The sequence below is a fragment of the Radicibacter daui genome (genome assembly GCA_030657355.1).
GTDB lineage: Bacteria > Pseudomonadota > Alphaproteobacteria > Radicibacterales > Radicibacteraceae > Radicibacter > Radicibacter daui.
The window spans coordinates 4,221,444-4,241,658 of sequence record CP131056.1 but is presented as its reverse complement, the minus strand read 5'-3'; the positions used below and the strand labels follow the sequence as shown (position 1 = coordinate 4,241,658).

Sequence of the window (20,215 nt, the reverse complement as noted above, 5' to 3'; positions counted from 1 at the left end):
ATAGCCGGAGACGGTCCGCTTTCCGCGGGGAGGCCTGACGGATGGCCGGGTCGGTCAAGATTAAAGCAGGCGCGCCGGGAGTTGATCCCGGCGTGCTTTTGCGTTTACGCCAGCGGCGCCAGTTCCTGGCGGTTGCTGCCACGCGCGTATCCTGCGCAGCCTCCGGCCTTGTGCTGCAGGTAAGGCGGCTTTCCGACCCTGCCGAAACGCCGGCCATCGGCTATACCGCCAGCAAGAAGGTGGGCAATGCCGTGGCGCGCAATCGCGCCAAGCGGCGGCTGCGGGCCCTTGCCGGCGAAATGATGCCAACGGCGCTGCGCGGCCACCACTATGTGCTGATTGCCCGCACCGCTACGGTGACGCGCCCGTTCGAGGCGCTCAGGCGGGATCTGGCCTATTGCCTGCGCCGGCTTTCCGTCCGGGCGCCCCGCATTGCGCCGCCTCCGGTTGTTGCCGGGGATGCCCCGGAGGGGGAGGCGTGAAGATGCCGCGCCTCGAGCCGCTGGCCTTTCTCCTGCGTTTGCTTGTGCGCGCCTACCAGCTCGTGATATCCCCCGTGCTCGGCCCGTCCTGCCGCTTTACTCCGACCTGTTCGGCTTACGCGATAGAGGCGCTTGCCAAACACGGGGCTATCAAGGGCAGCTGGCTTACCCTGCGCCGCCTGATGCGCTGTCATCCGTGGGGAGGGATGGGGTTCGACCCCGTACCCGAGCCAGAGTCACGTTCCGAAAAGTCCGGCTCAGCCTGCGCCGGCCATAAGCATTGAAGTAAGGTCCGCCCGTGAAGAACCTGCAGCCTGAGCAGCGAAACCTCTTTATCGCCATCGGTATCTCTCTTGTGATCCTGGTGGCGTCGCAGTTCCTTCTTCCGCGGCATGAGACCCCGGCGCCGGCTCCGACCGATGCGACGACGGCCTCTTCCACCGCAACGGGCGACCAGGCCCGCCCCGCCCTGCCGGGCGCCGAGGCTGACCTCAAGGTGCGCAGCCGCGAAGCGGTGCTGGCCGACAATCCGGCGCGCGTTGCCATCCATAACGGTCGTCTCGACGGTACGCTGAACACCGTTGGCGCCCGCCTCGACGATCTGTCTCTGGTCGATTACCGCGAGACGGTGGATCCGAAGAGCCCGGAGATCAGCCTGTTCTCCCCGGCCGGCACCATCAAGCCGTACTATGCCGAGTGGGGCTGGGTTGCCGACAAGGACACCCCGACCGCCGTTCCGACCTCCACCACCCAGTGGACGGCTTCCAGCGACAAGCTCTCTCCGGATAGCCCGGTGACGCTCAGCTGGGACAATGGCGAAGGCGTGACCTTCGAGCAGACCGTCTCCGTCGACAAGAACTTCATGTTCTCGGTTGATCGCAAGGTGATCAACAATTCCGGCAAGGCTCTCAAGCTGTTCCCCTACGGGCTCGTCTCCCGCAAGGGCAAGCCGGAGGGCCAGTCCTTCTACATCGTGCATGAGGGCCCCTACGCCCTCGTCGATGGCACGCTCAAGGACTACACCTACAAGAAGATGGATGACGCCGGGAGCGAGAGCTTCGAGAGCACCGGCGGCTGGGTTGGCCTGACCGACAAGTACTGGATGGCGACGCTGGTTCCGGACCAGAAGGAAGCCGTGCAGACCACCATGCGTCACGCCAGCGTGGATGGCGACGATCGCTACCAGGTGCAATATCTGGGTTCTGCCCACGAGGTTGCGCCGGGCGCGTCGCTGGATATCCAGAGCCACCTGTTTGCCGGCGCCAAGGAGGTCAAGCTCATCCAGTCCTATGAGGACAAGCTGGGCATCGACAAGTTCGAGCTGACGGTCGATTTCGGCTGGTTCAAGTTCCTGACCAAGCCGCTCTTCCTCGTCATCCTGTGGATCTACGGCCTTGTTGGCAATTTCGGCATCGCCATCATCTGCCTCACCATCCTCGTTCGCCTGCTGATGTTCCCGCTGGCGCAGACCTCCTTCCGCACCATGACCAAGATGAAGAAGCTTGGTCCGCAGATGAAGGCGATGCGCGAGAAGTATGCCGACGACAAGGCGGCGATGAATGCCGAGCTGATGAAGGTCTACCAGAAGGAGAAGGTGAACCCGGTCGCCGGCTGCTTGCCGGTGCTGGTGCAGATCCCGGTCTTCTTCTCGCTCTACAAGGTGTTCTTCGTTTCCATCGAAATGCGGCACGCGCCGTTCTTCGGCTGGATTCATGACCTGTCTGCGCCCGATCCGACCTCGATCTTCAACCTGTTTGGCCTGATCCCGTGGACGCCGCCTCATGCGCTGATGATCGGTGTCTGGCCGCTGATCATGGGCTTCACCATGTTCGTGCAGCAGCGTCTCAACCCGCCGCCCGCCGATCCGGTGCAGGCCAAGATGTTCCTGGCGCTGCCGTTCGTCTTCACCTTCATGCTGTCGAGCTTCCCGGCCGGCCTCGTGCTCTACTACTCGGTCAACAACACCCTGTCGGCGTCCCAGCAGTATCTGATGATGCGCCGCCTCGGCGTTGCGGTGGATGCCGAGGACCAGCCGGCAACCCCGGCCAAGCCGGAAAAGCCGGCGCGCAAGACGGCCGCCAAGGCCGAGACCACCACCCGCCGCGGGCGCGCCAAGTAAGCGCGCGCCTGACGGCAAGGGGAGCCAGCCGGTGATGGAACTGGATGCCGCCGAGAAGGCAGCGCGGGAGGAGGCAGGTCGCCTCCTCTTTGCGCGTGAATGCACCTTCATGCTGGGCGTGGCGGAGCTGTTCCAGCTGCCGCCGGAAAAACTGCCGGAAGTGGCCTTTGTCGGCCGCTCCAATGTCGGCAAATCCTCGCTGGTCAATGCGCTGACCGGCCGCAAGACACTGGCGCGTGTGTCCAACACGCCGGGCCGCACCCAGCAGATCAACTATTTCGATCTCGGCGGCAGGCTCCATCTTGTCGACCTGCCGGGCTACGGCTTTGCCGAGGCCCCCAAGGGGATGGTCGAGGCCTGGACCAAGATGATGCGCACCTTCCTGCGCGGGCGCGTGCCGCTGCGCCGGGTCTGCCTTCTGGTGGACGGGCGCCATGGCTGCAAGAAGAACGATATCGACATGATGAAGATGCTGGACGAATCCGCCGTCCAGTATCAGGTCGTGCTGACCAAGGCCGACAAGATGAAGCCGGCGGCGATGAGCAAGATTGCGGCCGATACCCGCGCCTTGCTGGTCAAGCACCCGGCGGCCTCGCCCGATCCGGTGGTGACCTCGAGCGAAACCGGCGAGGGTATTGCCCATCTGCGCGGCGAACTGGGCATGCTGGCCGCGCCGGCCTGACCGGCGATCCGCTGCCCCCATATCGCCGTTTGCGATGGGGGCGGTTTGGATTTATGAGTTCCGCCGGGCCTTTTTTCAAAACCGCGCGAGGCCCGGCTTTCCAACGGGGCGTAAAGACCCCTAACCCTTCCTCAAGGCTTCAAGGGCCCGCCGATGTCCGACAAGAGCGACAACGTCATCCCGCTGCGTCCCACCGATGCTGTGCTGGGCAAGGCCCGCACGCTGGCTGAAGCGCTCCCCTATATGCGCCGGTATTCCGGTCGCACCATGGTCATCAAATATGGTGGCCATGCCATGGGGGACGAGGCGCTGGCAGAGAGCTTTGCCCGCGACGTAGTGCTGCTGAAGCAGGTCGGTATCAACCCGGTGGTCGTCCATGGCGGCGGCCCGCAGATCGGCAAGATGCTGGAGCGGCTGGCCGTGAAGTCCGAATTCATCGACGGATTGCGCGTGACCGACAAGGCCACGGTGGACGTGGTGGAGATGGTCCTGGCTGGCTCCATCAACAAGCAGATCGTGCAGTTCATCTACAATGCCGGTGGCAAGGCGGTCGGCCTGTCCGGCAAGGACGGCAATCTCATCAGCGCGCGCAAGCTGCGCCGCTCCCAGCGCGACCCTGACAGCAATATCGAGAAAATCCTCGATCTGGGTTTCGTGGGCGAGCCGACGGCCATCAACACCCACGTGCTGGATGTGCTGGAGGAATCGGACATCATTCCGGTCATCGCGCCGATTGGCGTCGGACGTCATGGCGAGACCTTCAACATCAATGCCGACACGGCAGCAGGTGCGGTAGCTGCTGCCCTCAAGGCCTCGCGCCTCTATCTGCTGACCGATGTTGCGGGTGTGCTCGACAAGGAAAAGCGCCTGCAGCCGGAACTGAAGCCGGAACAGGTTCGCGCCCTCATTGCCGACGGCACCATTTCGGGCGGCATGATCCCGAAGGTGGAAACCTGCCTTAACGCCGTCGAGCAGGGCGTAGATGCTGCCGTCATCATGGACGGGCGCGTGCCGCACGGCCTGCTGCTCGAGATTTTCACCGAGCATGGTGTCGGCACGCTGATCGGCGAAGCCACCGATCCGCATGCCGAGGATGATGAAGACGATTACTGAGTTCGTTTGAAGAGCCCCGGGGGAAGGCCGCTGACAGGCCTTCCCCCAGGTTCTCCGCCCCCCGAAACGGATCAGCTCGCCAGTTGCGGCAGGTTGCGATAGGCGGCAAGGCACTCCGGATTGGCGAGTGCCGTATCATTGGCGATGGTGCGGCCATGGATGGCATCGCGTACCGCCACTTCCGAAATCTTGCCTGAGCGGGTGCGCGGAATTTCCGCCACCGGGATGATGCGGGCCGGCACATGCCGTGGCGTTGCGCCGGTGCGGATGCGTTCGCGGATGAGCTTTTCCAGCGCTTCGTCCAGCGCGGCGCCCGGCTTCATTTTCACGAACAGGATGACACGCTGGTCCCCGCGCCAGTCCTGCCCCACGGCAACCGCCTCCAGCACTTCAGGCACCGATTCCACCTGCCGGTAGATCTCCGCCGTGCCGATACGCACGCCGCCGGGGTTGAGCGTAGTGTCGGAGCGGCCCTGGATGACGAAACCGCCCTCAGGGCAGGCCTCGACAAAGTCACCATGGGCCCAGATGCCGGGGAAACGCTCGAAATAGGCGGCGTTGTAGCGGCTGCCGTCCCGATCTCCCCAGAAGGCGACCGGCATGGAGATGTGGGCGTTGCGGCAGACCAGTTCGCCCGGCTCGCCGATGACCGGCTTACCCTCGCTGTTGAAGCTCGCGATATCCATGCCGAGCAGGGCGGCCTGCAACTCGCCGCGGCGCACGGGCAGGGTAGGCACCCCGCCGAGGAAGCAGGCGCAGATATCGGTACCGCCAGAGATGGAGGCGAGCTGCAGGTCGGCCTTCCAGTCGCGGTAGATGTAGTCGAAGCTCTGCGGCAGCAGGGGCGAGCCGGTCGACAGGATGGCCTTGAGGCCGGCGAACAAATGGGTCTGGCGCGGCACGAGGCCGGCCTTGTGGCAGCTGTCGATATATTTGGCCGAGGTGCCGAAGACGGAGATCTGCTCGCCATCGATGAGGTCGGCAAGGCGTGCCACTGACGGATAGGCCGGGTTTCCGTCATAGGTCACCAGCGTCGCCCCGGCGGCAAGACCGGTGATGAGCCAGTTCCACATCATCCAGCCGCAGGTGGTGTAGTAGAAAAGCCGCTCGCCGGCTTTCAGGTCGCAATGCAGCACATGTTCCTTCATGTGCTGGAGCAGCAGGCCGCCCGCCGAATGCATGATGCATTTGGGTTTGCCGGTGGTGCCGGATGAAAACAGGATGGCAAGCGGGGCATCGAAGGGCCCGCGATGCCAGGCGATGGCGTCGGGGGAAAAGGGGGCGAGCCAGTCTTCCAGCGCCAGTGCCGGTTTGCTGTACTGCGCCCCTTGCGGGGCCGCGCCCAGCAGCACGATGCGCTTGATGGCGGTGCTGTCCGCCACGGCATTGATGCTGGCCGTCGTTTCCACCACCTTGCCGGCATAACCGTAGGAGGGGACAGCCAGCAGGATCGACGGTTCGATCTGGCTCAGCCGGTCACTGGCACCGGCGGGACCGAAATCGGGCGAGCAGGAGGCCCAGATGGCGCCGATCGCTGCTGTTGCCAGATAGAAGGTAATCGACTCGATATCGTTGGTGACGATGGCGGCAACGCGGTCGCCGGGGCCAATGCCTTCAGCCTTCAGTGCCTGCACGCAGCGGGAGACGAGATCGAGCAACTGCCGGCGGGACAGTTCTCGCCGTGTTCCGTCGTCGCGGTGCGCAATGAGGGCTGGCCGGTCGTCCGGTTCCTTCAGCAGGTTTTCGGCATAGTTGAGCCGCGCATCGGGGAAAAAGCGCACTTCACGCAGCGAGGCACTGCGCACGATGGCGCGGGCACCCTTGTGGCCGACAAGGTCGAGGAAATCCCACAGCAGGCTGTGGAAGGCCTCCGGTTCGGCGACCGACCAGGCATGGAGCGCGGCATAGTCATCGCCGGGAAGATCGGCGGCGCGGGCAAAGCGGGCCATCGCGCTGGCGGCGATGCGTTCTGCACCCGGTTGCCAGAGGATTTCGCCGATGGGACCGACCGGCTCCGGTGGGGTGATGTGCATTTCTTGGAAGGCTCCCGGATCGGCGTGTCAGAGTGGCTTCTTGAGCCAGCGAGCGAGGACACCGACGATGCCTTCGCGAAAGACCAGAACGCTCACGGTGAAAATGAGACCCTGCAGCACGGTGACCCAGGCCCCGAAGCTGGCGAAATAGTTCTGCATCGCCACGATGACGGCAGCGCCGGCAAGCGGTCCGAACACGGTGCCCATGCCGCCCAGCAGCGTCATCAGTACCACTTCGCCGGACATGGTCCAGTGCACGTCGGTGAGCGAGGCCAGCTGGAAGACGATGGCCTTGGTGGCGCCGGCAAGCCCGGCAAGGCTGGCCGACATCACGAAGACGGCGAGCTTGTAGCGCGTCACCCGGTAGCCCACCGAAATGGCGCGGGCCTCATTATCGCGGATTGCCTTCAGCACCTGGCCGAAGGGCGAGTGGATGATGCGGTGAATAAGCAGCAGCCCGGCAAAGGTGATGGCGAGCACGGTGAAATAAAGCGTGAGGTCGGAGCTGAGGTCGATGAAGCCCAGCAGATGGCCACGCGGTACGGCCTGGATGCCATCCTCGCCACCGGTGAAGGGTGCCTGCAAGGCGATGAAATAGACCATCTGTGCAAAGGCCAGCGTGACCATGGCGAAATAGATGCCCTGCCGGCGGATGGCGAGCGCGCCGATGATGAGCCCGAGAAATGCCGCGGCGGCCGTGCCGAGCAGGATCGCCAGTTCCGGGGTCAGCCCCCACACCTTGGCGGCGTGGGCGGAGATATAGCTGGCCGAGCCGAAGAAGGCGGCGTGGCCGAAGGAGAGCAATCCGCCATATCCCAGCAGCAGGTTGAGCGCGGCGGCGAACAGCGCAAAACAAAGCACATTCATCAGGAAGACAGGATAGATCGCGAACGGGGCGACCGCGAGCAGGGCAAGCAGCAGCAGGAAGATTGCCGTGTGATGGCGCTGCGGATTGGCCAGGACGGGGGAGACGGTGGAATGGGTCATGGCAGGCTGCGCCTTGTCTTGGCTGCTGGCGGGACGCCGGACGGGATCGGAGCTCATGCCGTCCTCCCGAAGAGGCCGGCCGGCTTCACCAGAAGCACGATGGCCATGATGACGAAGATGACGACGGAGGAAGCTTCCGGATAGATGGCCTTGGTCAGGCCCTCGACGATACCGAGGCCGAAGCCCGTCACGATGGCGCCGAGGATCGAGCCCATGCCGCCGATCACCACCACGGCGAACACGACGATGATGAGGTCGGAGCCCATGTTGGGATTCACGGAGTATATCGGGGCCGCCAGCACACCGGCCAGTGCGGCGAGTGCCACGCCGAACCCGTAGGTGAGGGTGATCATGCGCGGCACATTGATGCCGAAGGCACCGACAAGGGCCGGGTTTTCGGTCGCGGCGCGCAGATAGGCGCCAAGGCGCGTTTTCTCGATGGCAAACCAGGTAGCGGCGCAGACGAGGACCGAAGCCACGATGACCCAGGCGCGATAGTTGGGCAGGAACATGAAGCCGAGATTGCGCCCGCCCTGCAGGGAGGCCGGAATGGTGTAGGGCAGGCCGGAGACGCCAAACTCGTTGCGGAACAGGCCCTGGATGACGAGGGCGAGGCCGAAGGTCAGCAACAGGCCGTAGAGATGGTCGAGATGGTAGAGCCGCGAGATCATCAGCCGCTCGATGACGATGCCGAAGGCGCCGACCACAAGGGGCACGATGAGAAGCGCCCACCAGTAACCGATACCGAGATGCGTCAGCAGCAGCCAGGCAACGAAGGCACCCATCATGTAGAGCGCGCCATGGGCAAAATTAATGACGTTCAGCATGCCGAAGATGACGGCAAGGCCGAGCGAGAGCAGGGCGTAAAAGGAGCCGTTGATAAGGCCGAGCAGCAGCTGGCCGAACAGCACCTGCACCGGAATGCCGAGAATTTGCACCATGGCGATAGACCGGAACTAGAAAGAGAAGGGGACGGCATGCGGAAGTGCCGGAGCCTGCCGCATGCCGCCAGTGTCAGGGCCGGGTCTTACTGGACCAGCGAGCAGTCCTTGCTCATCGGCTTGAAGGCCTGATCCGCCGGGATGGTGGCGACGGTCTTGTAATAATCCCACGGACCCTTCGATTCTTCGGGCGACTTGACCTGGAACAGGTACATGTCGTGCAGCACGCGGCCGTCCTTGCGGATGGAGCCCTTGCCGAACAGCGGATCGTCGGTCGGATTGCCCTTCATCCAGTCGATGACGGCCTTCGGGTCCTTGCCCTTGGTGGCTTCAACGCCCTTCAGATAGTCGAGCACGCCGGCATAGACACCGGCATGAACCATGGTCGGCATCTTGCCATCATGCTTGGCGGCAAAGCGCTTGGACCAGGCACGGGTGCCGTCATTCTGGTCCCAGTAGAAGGCTTCGGTCAGCATCAGGCCCTTGGCCGTCTGCAAGCCGAGGGCATGCACGTCGGTCACGAACATCAGCAGGCTGGCGAGGCTCTGGCCGCTCTGGGTGATGCCGAACTCGGCCGCCTGCTTGATGGTGTTGACGGTATCGCCGCCGGCATTGGCCATGGCGATGACCTGGGCGCCGGAGCCTTGCGCCTGCAGGAGATAGGAGGAGAAGTCGGTGCCCGGGAACGGATGGCGCACGCCGCCCACCACGGTGCCGCCCTCGGCCTTCACGATCTCGCTGGTGTCACGCTCCAGCGCCTGGCCGAAGGCATAGTCGGCAGTGATGAAGAACCAGGACTTCTTGCCTTCGTTGATAAGGGCCGTGGCCGTGCCCTTGCCAAGCGAATAGGTGTCGTAGGTCCAGTGGATGGTATTGGGCGAGCAGGACTTGCCGGTGAGGTCGGTCGAACCGGCGCCTGAATCGATGAAGACCTTGTTCTTTTCCTTGGTCACCTGCGCTACGGCGAGCGCGGCCGAGGAGGTCGGCACGTCGGCGATCATGTCGACGCCGTCCTGGTCGTACCACTGGCGGGCGATGTTGGAGGCGATGTCCGGCTTGTTCTGGTGGTCAGCCGAGACGATGGTGACATTGATGCCCTTGGCGGCGGCGCCGAAATCATCAACCGCCATCTGGGCGGCGATCACGGAACCTTCACCGGAAAGGTCGGCATAGACGCCGGAGCGGTCGTTCAGCACGCCGATCTTCACATCGGTGGCGAATGCCGGCACCGAGATGGCGGCAACGGCTGCGGAGAGCAGCAGGGTATTCGTCAGTTTCATTGTTTCCTCCCGTTTATGATGGGTCGTTTTTATGGTTGGTCCCGGCCATGTCTCCTGTCCGGCCGGGGCGGGCTGGCCCGTGGCTACACCCCCAGATAGGCGTGCAGCTTGGCTAGATTGGCGTTCAACTCCTCATTGGGGATTTCGTCGATCACCCGGCCCTGTTCCACCACGTAGTGCCGGTCGGTGACCGAGGCCGCGAAGTGGAAATTCTGTTCGACCAGCACGATGGTGAAACCCTGCTGTTTCAGCTGAATCAGCGTGCGGCCGATCTGCTGCACGATGACCGGGGCAAGCCCCTCGGTCGGCTCGTCGAGCAGCAGGAATTTCGATCCGGTGCGCAGGATGCGGCCAATGGCGAGCATCTGCTGCTCGCCGCCGGAAAGGCGGGTGCCGACGCTATGGATCCGCTCGCGCAGGTTCGGGAACATGTCGAGGATGGCTTCCCGGCTGAGGCCGCCCGGCTTCAGTACCGGCGGCAGCATCAGATTCTCGTCCACCGACAGGCTGGAAAAGATGCCCCGCTCTTCCGGGCAAAAGGCAATGCCCGCGCGGGCGATCGCGCGGGCCGGCAGGCCGACCAGTTCCTGCCCTTCGAACATCACCGAGCCGGTGCGTTTGGCCAGCAGCCCCATGACGGCCTTGAGCGTGGTGGTCTTGCCGGCGCCGTTGCGGCCGAGCAGCGTGACCACCTCGCCGGGGCGGACGTCGAAGTTCATGCCGTGCAGCACATGGCTTTCATCGTACCAGCCATGGAGATCACGCACGGCAAGGCTGGGGGCCGCCGTTTCGGCGGGACGCTTCAGTTCGATTACTTCAGCCATGCCCCACCCCGATATAGGCTTCGACCACGCGCGGGTCCTTGGAGACGATGTCGTAGGTGCCTTCCGCCAGGATCTGTCCGCGTGCCAGCACGGTAATACGGTCCGAAAGCTCGGAGACGACAGAGAGGTTGTGCTCCACCATCAGCACGGTGCGACCGGCCGAGATGCGGCGGATGAGGGCCGAGATGCGCGAGACGTCTTCCTGCGCAAGGCCGGCCATCGGCTCATCCAGCAGCAGCATCTCCGGCTCCAGCGCGAGCGTGGTGGCGATTTCCAGCGCGCGCTTGCGGCCATAGGAAAGCTCGCCCGCCGTCTCCCCGGCAAAATCGGCAAGGCCGACTTCCTCAAGGCGCGACAGGGCCTCGTCATCATGGGCGCGCAGAACGCGCTCGGGGCGCCAGAAGTCGAAGCTGTCGCCGCGATGGCGGCGCTGCAGGGCGATGCGCACATTCTCCAGCGCCGTCATTCGCGGGAAGACGGCGGAAATCTGGAACGAGCGCACGAGGCCGAGGCGGGTGACGTCGGCCGGTGCCACCCGGGTGATGTCGCGGCCGTTGAAATGGATGCTGCCGGCGGTCGGCGGCATGAATTTGGTCAGGAGGTTGAAGCAGGTGGTCTTGCCGGCACCGTTGGGGCCGATCAGCGCGTGGATATGGCCGCGGCGGATCTGCAAATCCACGTCGTTGACGGCGGAAAACCCGCCGAAGCTCTTGGTGAGGCCCCGTGCCTCCAGAATGGTTTCGCTTGTCGCCGTCATTTCGCTGTCCACCCGCCATCAATGGAAATGGTGGAGCCGGTGATGGATCGGGCAAGGTCTCCGCACAGATAAGCCACCAGTTCGGCGATTTCTTCCGGCTGGACGAACTGGCGCGTAGGCTGCGGAGCCAGCATTACGTCGCGGACCACCTGCTCTTCGGAAAGGCCATGCACCTTGGCCTGATCCGCCACCTGTTTGGCGACCAGCGGCGTCCATACATAACCGGGGCAGATGGCGTTGACGGTAATGCCCTTTTCCGCGGTTTCCAGCGCCACGGTCTTGGTCAGGCCGACGACGCCGTGCTTGGTCGCCACATAGGCGGACTTGAAGGGCGAAGCGCGCAGGCCATGGGCGGAGGCAATGTTGATAATGCGGCCCCAACCTCGTTCCGCCATGCCCGGCACGGCGTGGCGGATGGTATGGAAAGCGCTGTCGAGGCTGATCGCGATGATGCGGTCCCAGTCCGCTGGTGGGAAATTCTCGATGGGGGCGACCTTCTGCACGCCGGCATTGTTGACCAGCACATCAAGGTGCCCGAAGGCCTCGTTCACTGCGCCGACGAGGTTGAAGGCGCTGTCGGGATCGGAAAGATCGGCCTGGAAATAACGCACCTCAGCCGAGCTGCCGGCGGTGATTTCGCTGAGGGCCGCGACCGCATCCTTCTCCGGCTCAAAGCTGTTGACGGCGACCTTGTAGCCAATCGAAGCGAGCTTTTTTGCTATGGCAAGGCCGATGCCGCTCGTCGAGCCTGTGACGAGCGCGGCGCGGGGTGCGCTGTGCAATTCATTTCCTCCCGAGACGCGGGGGACACGTTGGTCGCCCCGTTCGTTTTGGGACATTTCGTCTCAAGAACCGTGCCAGCGCCTGAAGGCGCGGAAAACCGGCGGTTACGGCTATTTGTCCGGTGAGAAAGTGTCCGGGTATGTCCTGAAATTAATACATATGTCCGGAAAATTGTACATTACACGTCGATATGGTGACGCTTCAGTTTTTCGTAGAACTGCGAGCGGGAGACACCAAGACGCCGGGCCGCGGCGGCCTTCTGGCCGGCGCTGGCGGCCAGGGCATCGAGAATGGCCTGACGCTCGGCTTCGGCCCGGGCGCTGGCAAGGTTGATGCCGGCGGGGGCTGCTGATGCCGGGCGGGCCGCGGATGAGGCTGGAAGGGGGAGTGGCGCTGCCGGGCGCGGGGGCCGGCCATCCAGCGCTCCCGGTGGCAAGGCGCGACGGATGAGGGCGGCGTCGAGCCGTTCGTCCGGCGCCATGGCAGAGGCCCGCTCCAGCACGTTGCGCAGTTCACGCACATTGCCGGGCCAGCCATAGATGGAGAGCAGGTCAATGGCCTCCGGGGTCAGGACCCAGTCGCCCTGATCGCCCGGGTGCGGGGTTTCTTCCAGCAGGGTTTCGCAGATGAGCGGCAGATCTTCCGGCCGTTCGCGCAGCGGCGGGATGAAGACCGTCAGCACGGCGATGCGATAATAAAGGTCTGCCCGGAAACGGCCGGCAGCGATCAGTTCCTCGAGATTCTGCGCCGTGGCGGCAATGATGCGCACATTGACCGCCCGCACGGCGTTGGAGCCGAGCGCCTCGATCTCGCCTTCCTGCAGGGCGCGCAGCAGCTTGGCCTGGATGCCGAGCGGCATGTCGCCGATCTCGTCGAGAAAGAGCGTGCCGCCATGGGCCAGTTCGAACTTGCCCTTGCGGGCCTTGCGGTCGGCGCCGGTATAGGCGCCGGGGGCAACGCCGAAGAATTCGGCCTCCAGCAGCGCCTCGGGCACCGCTGCCATGTTGACGGCAACAAACGGTCCGTCGGCACGGTCGGATTGCTGATGGATGGCGTGGGCCAGCAGCTCCTTGCCGGTGCCGGTCTCCCCCTGGATGAGGGCCGCGCCGTCACGCAGGGCAAAGCGGCGCACCTGCGCCTTCAGCTCCTTTACCACCGTGCTGGTGCCGATGAAGCTGGAGAGAGAGTATTTAGTCTGCCGTTCCCGTGTCAGGGCGGCCTGCGCGCGGGAGAGCTGGCGCTGCAAATTCTCGAACTTGTCGAGGATGGGCTGGAGATAATCGACGCTGTCGTAAAAGACGAAGCCGATGGCGCCATCGACCCGGCCGTCGCCATCCTTCAGCGGAATGCGGCAGACGACGAACTGCCGGTCATCGAACTTCATCACATCGATGAGGATCGGTTTGCCGCTTTCCACTACCCGGCGCATCAGCGAGTGCGGGATCACCTCTTCAACGGGCAGGCCGATGGGGTCGAAATCCTCCGCCAGCTTCAAGAGCTCGCGGTAGCGCTTGTCGATCCAGGTAATGCGGGTGGCCGCATCGACGATGATGGCGCCCTGAAAATAGTCGCGTAGCAAGGCAAACGCATCGATCGCCTGATCGATGGTGGCGTGGCTGTTGAGGCTGTTGGCCTCTCCCGTAGCGTGCCCGTCGGCGGCGGTCTGTTTCCGGTCTGGCTGGCGCATGCTCTCCCTGCCGACGGCGCAAGTTTAGGGTTTTTATAGTGTAAACCGCTGTCCGGGGCGAGCGGGTGCCTGCTTGCCAGTGCCTGCCGGCGGCGCGATAGGGACAATCCGCACCGAGGCAATTTAAGTAAAATTAATTCTATTGAGTTGATTTGGCTTCATTTTAAACAATGAAAGATAGTCAATATGCCGAGGAGGGCACGATGAGCGATAACGACCATCTGTCACCGATTCATCCCGGTAGTGTCCTCGCCGTGCAGCCGGAAGGGCCCCGGGTAGACGGTCCGCTCAAGCGTGTGCTGACCCGCGACCACTCGGGCCAGATCTACCGGACGGCCTTCTGGGGCTCGTTCCTGCTTTTCCCGACACTGGGTTTTTATCAGTTCTGGCAGAAGACGCGGCTGCGAAGCCTGATCTGGTCATCAGTCGAACTGGATGGCGATGCGTTCGAATATACCGGGCGGCCCATGGAGCTGCTGATCGGCTTTATGGTCGCCATGGTGATCCTGGTTCCGCTGGCGGCGCTCAACCAGTATGTAGCCGTCTTCATTTCCGATTCCCTGGTCCAGACTATTCGCTCGGTCGTAGCCGCTCTCGTGCTGGGCTGGCTCTATGGTTTTGCGCTGCTGTCCCATCGCCGGTATCTGGCATCGCGCACCCGCTGGCGCGGGATCCGGTTTTCCCAGCGTGGCAGCCGGGTCCAGAGCGGCTTCCTGGTCGTGACCTATGGCTTCCTGTCTGTGCTGAGCCTTGGGATTGCTGCCCCTTACCTGGACATGGCCTATCAGCGCTTTGTGTGGAACGATACTTGGTTCGGTGACGAGCGTTTCACCTTCCAGGGCCAAGGCAAGGCCCTGATCGGCCCTTGGCTTGCTTGCCTGCTGCTGGCCATCCCCAGCCTGGGGCTGTCGCTGTTCTATTACAGCGGCGTCCGGCTTCGGTACCTGCTCGATGAAATCCGGCTGGGCGACATGCGGTTTCCGTCCGCCTTCAGCAAGTGGATGCTGTTCAAGGCCGCCTTCTTTTTTGCCTTGGTCGCGATATTCAGCGGCGTGCTTGTGATCGCGATGATCGGGGTCCTGCTAGGGCTGAATTCGACAGTGGTTCCTACCGGCATGGCCAACATCATCCTAAACGTCATTCTCGTTACCCTCCCGGTGGTTTTTTATCTGTCGTTCCTCAGGTTTTGCCTGTTCCGGTTCATGGTCGTTCCAGTGCTCATCGAGACTGTCCGCAAGGGCACCCTTGAAGGAATGCTGGATCTTTCCTCCATCGGCCAGAGCCAGTTCTCGACCGGCTATGTGGGCGAAGGTGTTGCGTCGGCGCTTGATGTCGGGGCGTTCTGAGCCTGATGGAACAGCTGCTCACCGGCCGTTATTTCGATGGGCGAACCGCCCAGGGACGGGCGGTTCGCTTGGCGGAGGACGGTATCTGCTGGAGGCTGGAGCTGGAGGGGCAGGAGGCGGAGCCGTTGCTGTGGCCCCGCACGGAGTGCCGGTGGCGCACCATCGCCGGCTCCGGTCATGTGCTGGAGCATCATGACGATGCCGCCTACGCCCTGTTCGACCGGCGTCCGCCCAGGGCGGGCCGTACCCGTCGTCTTTTTGCCCGGGCCAGCTTCGCGGACAGCCGCCGGCTGATCCGGCTTGGGGTTGCAAGCGCGCTGGCACTGGCCGGCCTGCTGGCACTTGTGCACTCCGCGCTGCCCGCTCTCATCCGCAGAACGGTTCCTGTAGATACCGAGGCCGCGCTGGGCGAACAGCTGCTGCCGCAACTCGTCATCGTGCTGGGCATCGGTGGCCACGGGCGGGCCTGCCCGATGGAGGGGCGCCTCACGGCCAATCTGACGGCGGTGGTGAACCGGCTGGTGCTTGGTACCCGCTATCATTACCAGATTGATGTCTATGACTCGCCCATAGCCAACGCCTTTGCCCTGCCGGGCGGGCATATCGTGCTGACGACCGGTCTGATTGCGGCGCTGGGCAGCGCGCCGGAGCTGGTGGCGGTGCTGGCGCATGAAGTAACGCATGTCGAAAAGCGGCACGGCCTCACCAGCATGATCCAGGCCTCGGGCGACGGGGCCCTTCTTTCCGCGGTTTTCGGCAATGCCGGCAGCTTCGCCGCACAGCTCGGCGCGCTTAACTACTCCCGCCAGCATGAGCGAGAGGCCGATGCCGGGGCGCTGGAGCGGCTTGAGAGAGCCGGTTACGATCCCGGGGCTCTCAATCCTGCCTTAGCCCATCTTGCCGCTGCATCCCGGATGTCGCTGCCGCCCGGCCTTGCTTTCCTGTCTACACATCCCGATCTCGAAGAGCGGTTGCAGGCCACGAAACGGGATGGCGAGACCAGCTATCCGCCCGGAATAGGGAACGTGAGCTGGCAATTGCTCAGAGCGCTTTGTAAATCCTGAGATCCGGGACCCGGGTGCGTGGTTCTTGTATGCGCGGCCATGCTTTTGCGAGTCCGTGAGACCCGTTTATCAGGCTCTCCAGAGTATGCGCGAACTGGAGCGACGATATATCCACTTTATGTCGGCGTGGCCGGCTGTCAAAAAAGACAAGTGTCGAAAATATTAGATAAAGAATTGATTTGCAGACGATACGCGGCGCACCACATGCGCATTAACTATGCGCAGGTGCGATCTGAAATCAAATTGCCATAAACATGTCATCCGATTTTCGTTTGATTCGCTGTAACAAATGCCGCAGATCTTGCCGGATCATCCAAAGGTTGCCTTGCGGTGGCCTGAGGATCAGCTGGTTAGATAGCCGGACTTCCCGGTGCCGGGTGACCATTTGCCGGAGGTAAGCCATCGTGCAGCCGATTGTCGTAAACTCGCTGGAAGTGCGTCTGGCCGAAACCCGTGCGGACCTCGATGCCGCGCAGGCCCTGCGTTACAAGGTTTTCTACGAAGAGATGCAGGCCAATGCGAGCGCGGAAACCCGCTCGCTTGAGCGCGATTTCGACAAGTTCGACCCGGTGTGCGACCACCTGCTGGTGGTTGACCGTGACCGCAGCAGCCACGGCGCCCCGTGCGTGGTTGGCACCTACCGCTTCCTGCGTCGCTCGGTAGCCCAGCGAAACTTCGGCTTCTACAGTGCCGATGAGTATGACCTTCGGGCGCTCTCCAGCTTCCCCGGCGAGATCATGGAGCTCGGCCGCTCCTGCGTGGATATCGATTACCGCACCCGCTTCGTGATGCAGCTTTTGTGGCGCGGCATTGCCGAATATGTCGCCTGCCATCAGGTGGAGCTGATGTTCGGTTGCGCCAGCTTCGCCGGCACTGACCCGATGCAGATGATGCAGGGGCTCTCCTACCTTCACCATCGTCACATGGCTCCGGCCAGCTGGCGTCCGCGCGCCCTCAAGGAGCGCTATGTGGACATGGCTTTGCTGCCGGCCGAGAAGGTGGACGAGGCGCTCGCGCTGCGCCAACTGCCGCCGCTTCTCAAGGGATATCTGCGCCTCAGCGGATATGTGGGTGACGGTGCCGTCATCGACCCGCAGTTCAACACCACGGATGTCTGCATCCTGGTGGAGACCATGCAGGTGACCGACAAATATTATCGTCACTATCGCGGCGAGGCTCCCCGCTTCAACGCCCAGGTTGCCGGTGAGCCGGCCCTGGTGTCCTGAGCCCCGAAGCCTCCCGGACCTTGACCATCTCTACCGATAGCAACCCGCAGCAAAGCACGCTTTCCGATCCTGCCCCAGTTGCGGGCAGCAGGGAGGCCTCGCCGGCTGAACAAAGCGGGCTGCCCAATGGCAGCCTGTGGCGCGGTGTGCCGCGTCTTGCCTTCTTTCTCCTGATGTCACCGGTGCTGATCGTCTGCGGGCTCCTTGCCGAAAAGCGACGCAAGCGCGGCATCGATCTGTGGACCCAGCGTTATTGCCGCATCGTGCTGTGGCTGCTCGGCGTGCACGTGGTGACCGAAGGGGTGCCGGAGGCAAGGCGGCCGACGCTCATCGTCTCCAACCATATTTCCTATTTCGATATTCTGGCGATGGAGACGGTGACACCGCTGGTCTTCGTTGCGAAATCGGAAGTGGAAGGCTGGCCCGTCTTCGGCTGGATGGCCAGGATTGCCCGTACCGTCTTCATCGACCGGCGGCCGGCGGCGGCACGGGAGCAGACCGAGCTGCTTGGCAGCCACATCAAGGCTGGCGAACGGCTGGTGGTTTTCCCTGAGGGAACTTCCAGCGACGGTACCGGCGTGCTGCCCTTCAAATCCAGCCTGTTTGCCCTTGCCGAAGCGGTAGGGCGCGACGGCAGTCTTCTGGTGCAGCCCGTCAGCGTCGTCTATGAGCGCCTTGCCGATGGCCGGCCGATCGTGGAGCAGTTGACCGGGCTCTATGGCTGGTATGCGGACATGGATTTCTTTCCGCATCTGCTGCGGGCCTTCCGCCTGCCGGGCGCGACGGTGCGGATCATCTTCCACCCCTCGCTCGAGGCCAATGGCTATGAAGGCGGGCGCAAGCGCCTTGCCGCCGATTGCGAGGCGATGGTTCGGGGCGGGCTGGAACGCAGCCGGGCGACCCTGCAATAAGGTCGGGCAACAAGCCCCGACAGGTCTCACGAAACGGTAAAGGTCTCGACCGGCTCGACGAAGCCCTTGAGCTGCTTGGTGCCGGCCGGGGCGAAACGGGCGTCCATACCGCTCGCTTCCCGCCTCACGGCGGCGGAAACCATGATGCCGTCTGCCGGGGCGGCATCGACGAGGCGGCGGGTCAGCTGAACCGGGCTGCCGAAAAGGTCGTTCTCCTCGCGGATGGCGATACCGGTATGGATGCCGATACGCACATGCAAGGTGGCTCCGGTCGACCGCTGGCGCTCACCGGCAAACTGCGCCTGCATGGCAAGCGCGGCGCGCACGGCGGTTTCCGGTTTGTCGAACGTGGCCATCAACCCGTCGCCGGTGTGTTTAACCTCATTGCCGGCATAGAGCTGCAGGGCGCCGCGCGCGATGGCGTTGTGCAGATGGATGAGTGACTGGGCCGACTGGTCGCCAAGCCGCTGCGTCAGTTCCGTCGAGCCGACGATATCGGTGAAAAGGATGGTGACCGGTGCGCTCGCCTGGCGTTTGGTGGCCGGCTCTCCCCAGAAGGAGAGCGCCGGCAGGATGGCGGCGGCGGCGGCGGCAGTGCTGCCGGCGAGATAGGCATTCATGGCATCCGTGCCCGCCCTGCCCATCTCCGCATTGCGCTCGTCGCGCATGTACTCTTCCATGTTGCCGGCAAAGTGCTGGGCCTTTTCCGGGCTGAAGCCGAACTTGGCGAGATGTCGGCCAAGGATGTCAGCCCGCTCTGTCGGCCGGGCATCGTGATGTTCGCAGGCCGCCGCGCCGCCGGCGCCGAAATAAAGCATGAGGCCAAAGCGCGTCATGCGGTCGATCTTGCGGACCTGATTGCGGGCCTGGCGCAGTGAGGTGCCGATGAACTGGATGAGGTCATGTTCGGCGCGCAGCGCCGCCGGGCTCAGTGCTGGCGGGGCAGCCTGGGCCGGCACCGGCGGCGCTGTCGGCTCGACTTGTGCGGAGGCCATTGGCGCCGGCATGGGGCGGCTTCTTGCCGTGGCAGGGGGCGGTGCTTCGGCCGCCATCTCGGGCACCCGCTCGCGCGTCGGCGCGCTAAGCTCGGCCAGCAGGTCGGCGTCGAAGGCCTCGGGTACCGGTTCGGCCTTCTTGCGGCGGCGGGAGCGTGGTTTTTCCGGCGGGGTCTGCTCCGTTGGCATCGCTGTGGCGGGAACGGCTTCAGCGGCGGTGGTGAGCTTGACATTACGCTCCGTCAGCCGCCGTGCCACGCGGATGAAGACGGCGAGCGCTACGACGATGAAGGTGCCATAGACCCAGGGGGTAGGGCCACCCGGTGGCAGATAGTGCAGGTGCGAGGCTGACCAGCCGAGGGCGAAATAGACGCCGGCGCCCACCGGGGCGGCAATGGCAAGCGCAATGACGGCGGCAAGCACACCCATCAGGGCAACGCGCACCAGCCCCTCTTCCACTTCCGCTGCCTTGGCGGAACGGCGTTCGGCCTGGGCGGCCTCCTGCGCTGCTTCCATCTGCGCTTCGGCTTCTGCCTGCGCAGCGGGCGAGAGTGGCGGGGTGAAGCCGCGTTCGGCGGGGCCGGGGCGGGGGGAACTGACGGCCGCGCCACTGCGCTGGCCAAAGCCCGGGAGCTGTCCGGTTGCCGCCTTGCTCTTGAAGACAACGGATTCCTGGCTCACGCCACTGGCGTCGAGCACTTCCTTGAGCAGCACAACGGTCTTGCCGCCGCCGTCAAGCGAGCGCGCAAGCTCTGTCAGCTGAGCCCGGCCGCTGCCATCGGCAGCTTTCTCGAAGCGCCACTGGCGCCCGTCGAGCACATAAAGTTCGAAACTGGTTTTTTTGGCCATCGGCGGGGCAGGCGGGCTTTCGGGCGCGGCAACAAATCAATCTTGCCCCATTATGATTACGCGCCTGCACGCTGGGCGAGCTTTTTATCAAGCGCAGAACAAAAAGCACGCTCCGGAAGCCGGAGCGTGCTTTTTA

Annotated in this window: 18 protein-coding genes; 9 read left to right on the top strand and 9 right to left on the bottom strand. The window is 63.8% G+C overall.

What is annotated here, in order from left to right:
* Nucleotides 1-92 precede the first annotated feature (92 nt).
* The 5 genes from rnpA to argB all read left to right on the top strand — a co-directional run bounded on the left by rnpA (nucleotide 93) and on the right by argB (nucleotide 4,396).
* Nucleotides 93-482 carry a ribonuclease P protein component gene (gene rnpA, locus QTL98_RS19795; protein ID WP_445680177.1) on the top strand — a complete coding sequence of 130 codons (390 nt, stop codon included), beginning with the start codon at nucleotides 93-95 and terminating at the stop codon, nucleotides 480-482.
* A 2-nt stretch (nucleotides 483-484) separates the two neighbouring features.
* On the top strand, nucleotides 485-766 hold the full coding sequence (gene yidD / locus QTL98_RS19790; RefSeq protein ID WP_445680176.1) for a membrane protein insertion efficiency factor YidD: 282 nt from the start codon (nucleotides 485-487) through the stop codon (nucleotides 764-766).
* 14 nt (nucleotides 767-780) lie between these two features.
* A complete protein-coding gene (gene yidC / locus QTL98_RS19785; RefSeq protein ID WP_445680175.1) occupies nucleotides 781-2,601 on the top strand; it encodes a membrane protein insertase YidC in 1,821 nt (606 codons plus the stop codon).
* A 34-nt stretch (nucleotides 2,602-2,635) separates the two neighbouring features.
* The gene (gene yihA / locus QTL98_RS19780) at nucleotides 2,636-3,283 is read left to right on the top strand and encodes a ribosome biogenesis GTP-binding protein YihA/YsxC (RefSeq protein ID WP_445680174.1); all 648 of its coding nucleotides are present in this window, start codon (nucleotides 2,636-2,638) and stop codon (nucleotides 3,281-3,283) included.
* Between the two features lie 153 nt (nucleotides 3,284-3,436).
* A complete protein-coding gene (gene argB, locus QTL98_RS19775) occupies nucleotides 3,437-4,396 on the top strand; it encodes an acetylglutamate kinase (protein WP_445680173.1) in 960 nt (319 codons plus the stop codon).
* A gap of 71 nt (nucleotides 4,397-4,467) precedes the next feature.
* Here argB and QTL98_RS19770 read toward each other — a convergent pair whose 3' ends face one another.
* From QTL98_RS19770 to QTL98_RS19735, 8 genes are all read right to left on the bottom strand, one after another.
* A complete protein-coding gene (locus tag QTL98_RS19770) occupies nucleotides 4,468-6,429 on the bottom strand; it encodes an acetoacetate--CoA ligase (RefSeq protein ID WP_445680172.1) in 1,962 nt (653 codons plus the stop codon).
* Nucleotides 6,430-6,456: 27 nt separating this feature from the next.
* Entirely contained in the window at nucleotides 6,457-7,416 is a 960-nt protein-coding gene (locus tag QTL98_RS19765) for a branched-chain amino acid ABC transporter permease (protein ID WP_445682195.1), read from the bottom strand.
* A 53-nt stretch (nucleotides 7,417-7,469) separates the two neighbouring features.
* Nucleotides 7,470-8,357: a branched-chain amino acid ABC transporter permease gene (locus QTL98_RS19760; protein ID WP_445680171.1), complete on the bottom strand. Its 888-nt coding sequence runs from the start codon at nucleotides 8,355-8,357 to the stop codon at nucleotides 7,470-7,472.
* 86 nt (nucleotides 8,358-8,443) lie between these two features.
* A complete protein-coding gene (locus tag QTL98_RS19755) occupies nucleotides 8,444-9,637 on the bottom strand; it encodes an ABC transporter substrate-binding protein (protein ID WP_445680170.1) in 1,194 nt (397 codons plus the stop codon).
* Between the two features lie 83 nt (nucleotides 9,638-9,720).
* A complete protein-coding gene (locus QTL98_RS19750) occupies nucleotides 9,721-10,461 on the bottom strand; it encodes an ABC transporter ATP-binding protein (RefSeq protein WP_445680169.1) in 741 nt (246 codons plus the stop codon).
* Entirely contained in the window at nucleotides 10,454-11,218 is a 765-nt protein-coding gene (locus QTL98_RS19745) for an ABC transporter ATP-binding protein (RefSeq protein ID WP_445680168.1), read from the bottom strand. Before QTL98_RS19745 ends, QTL98_RS19750 begins: the two co-directional genes overlap by 8 nt.
* Nucleotides 11,215-12,000, bottom strand: a complete 786-nt coding sequence (locus QTL98_RS19740; RefSeq protein WP_445680167.1) for a 3-hydroxybutyrate dehydrogenase — start codon at nucleotides 11,998-12,000, stop codon at nucleotides 11,215-11,217. The genes QTL98_RS19745 and QTL98_RS19740 overlap by 4 nt, the downstream gene beginning before the upstream one ends.
* A gap of 179 nt (nucleotides 12,001-12,179) precedes the next feature.
* Nucleotides 12,180-13,688, bottom strand: a complete 1,509-nt coding sequence (locus QTL98_RS19735) for a sigma-54 interaction domain-containing protein (protein ID WP_445680166.1) — start codon at nucleotides 13,686-13,688, stop codon at nucleotides 12,180-12,182.
* Nucleotides 13,689-13,891: 203 nt separating this feature from the next.
* Here QTL98_RS19735 and QTL98_RS19730 point away from each other — a divergent pair, with 203 nt between their 5' ends.
* The 4 genes from QTL98_RS19730 to QTL98_RS19715 all read left to right on the top strand — a co-directional run bounded on the left by QTL98_RS19730 (nucleotide 13,892) and on the right by QTL98_RS19715 (nucleotide 18,235).
* The gene (locus QTL98_RS19730; protein WP_445680165.1) at nucleotides 13,892-15,034 is read left to right on the top strand and encodes a DUF898 family protein; all 1,143 of its coding nucleotides are present in this window, start codon (nucleotides 13,892-13,894) and stop codon (nucleotides 15,032-15,034) included.
* 5 nt (nucleotides 15,035-15,039) lie between these two features.
* Nucleotides 15,040-16,098, top strand: a complete 1,059-nt coding sequence (locus tag QTL98_RS19725; protein ID WP_445680164.1) for a M48 family metallopeptidase — start codon at nucleotides 15,040-15,042, stop codon at nucleotides 16,096-16,098.
* Between the two features lie 404 nt (nucleotides 16,099-16,502).
* On the top strand, nucleotides 16,503-17,324 hold the full coding sequence (locus QTL98_RS19720; RefSeq protein ID WP_445680163.1) for a GNAT family N-acetyltransferase: 822 nt from the start codon (nucleotides 16,503-16,505) through the stop codon (nucleotides 17,322-17,324).
* 20 nt (nucleotides 17,325-17,344) lie between these two features.
* Entirely contained in the window at nucleotides 17,345-18,235 is an 891-nt protein-coding gene (locus QTL98_RS19715) for a lysophospholipid acyltransferase family protein (RefSeq protein WP_445680162.1), read from the top strand.
* A gap of 26 nt (nucleotides 18,236-18,261) precedes the next feature.
* Here QTL98_RS19715 and QTL98_RS19710 read toward each other — a convergent pair whose 3' ends face one another.
* On the bottom strand, nucleotides 18,262-20,079 hold the full coding sequence (locus tag QTL98_RS19710; RefSeq protein WP_445680161.1) for an adenylate/guanylate cyclase domain-containing protein: 1,818 nt from the start codon (nucleotides 20,077-20,079) through the stop codon (nucleotides 18,262-18,264).
* Between the last annotated feature and the right edge of the window lie 136 nt (nucleotides 20,080-20,215).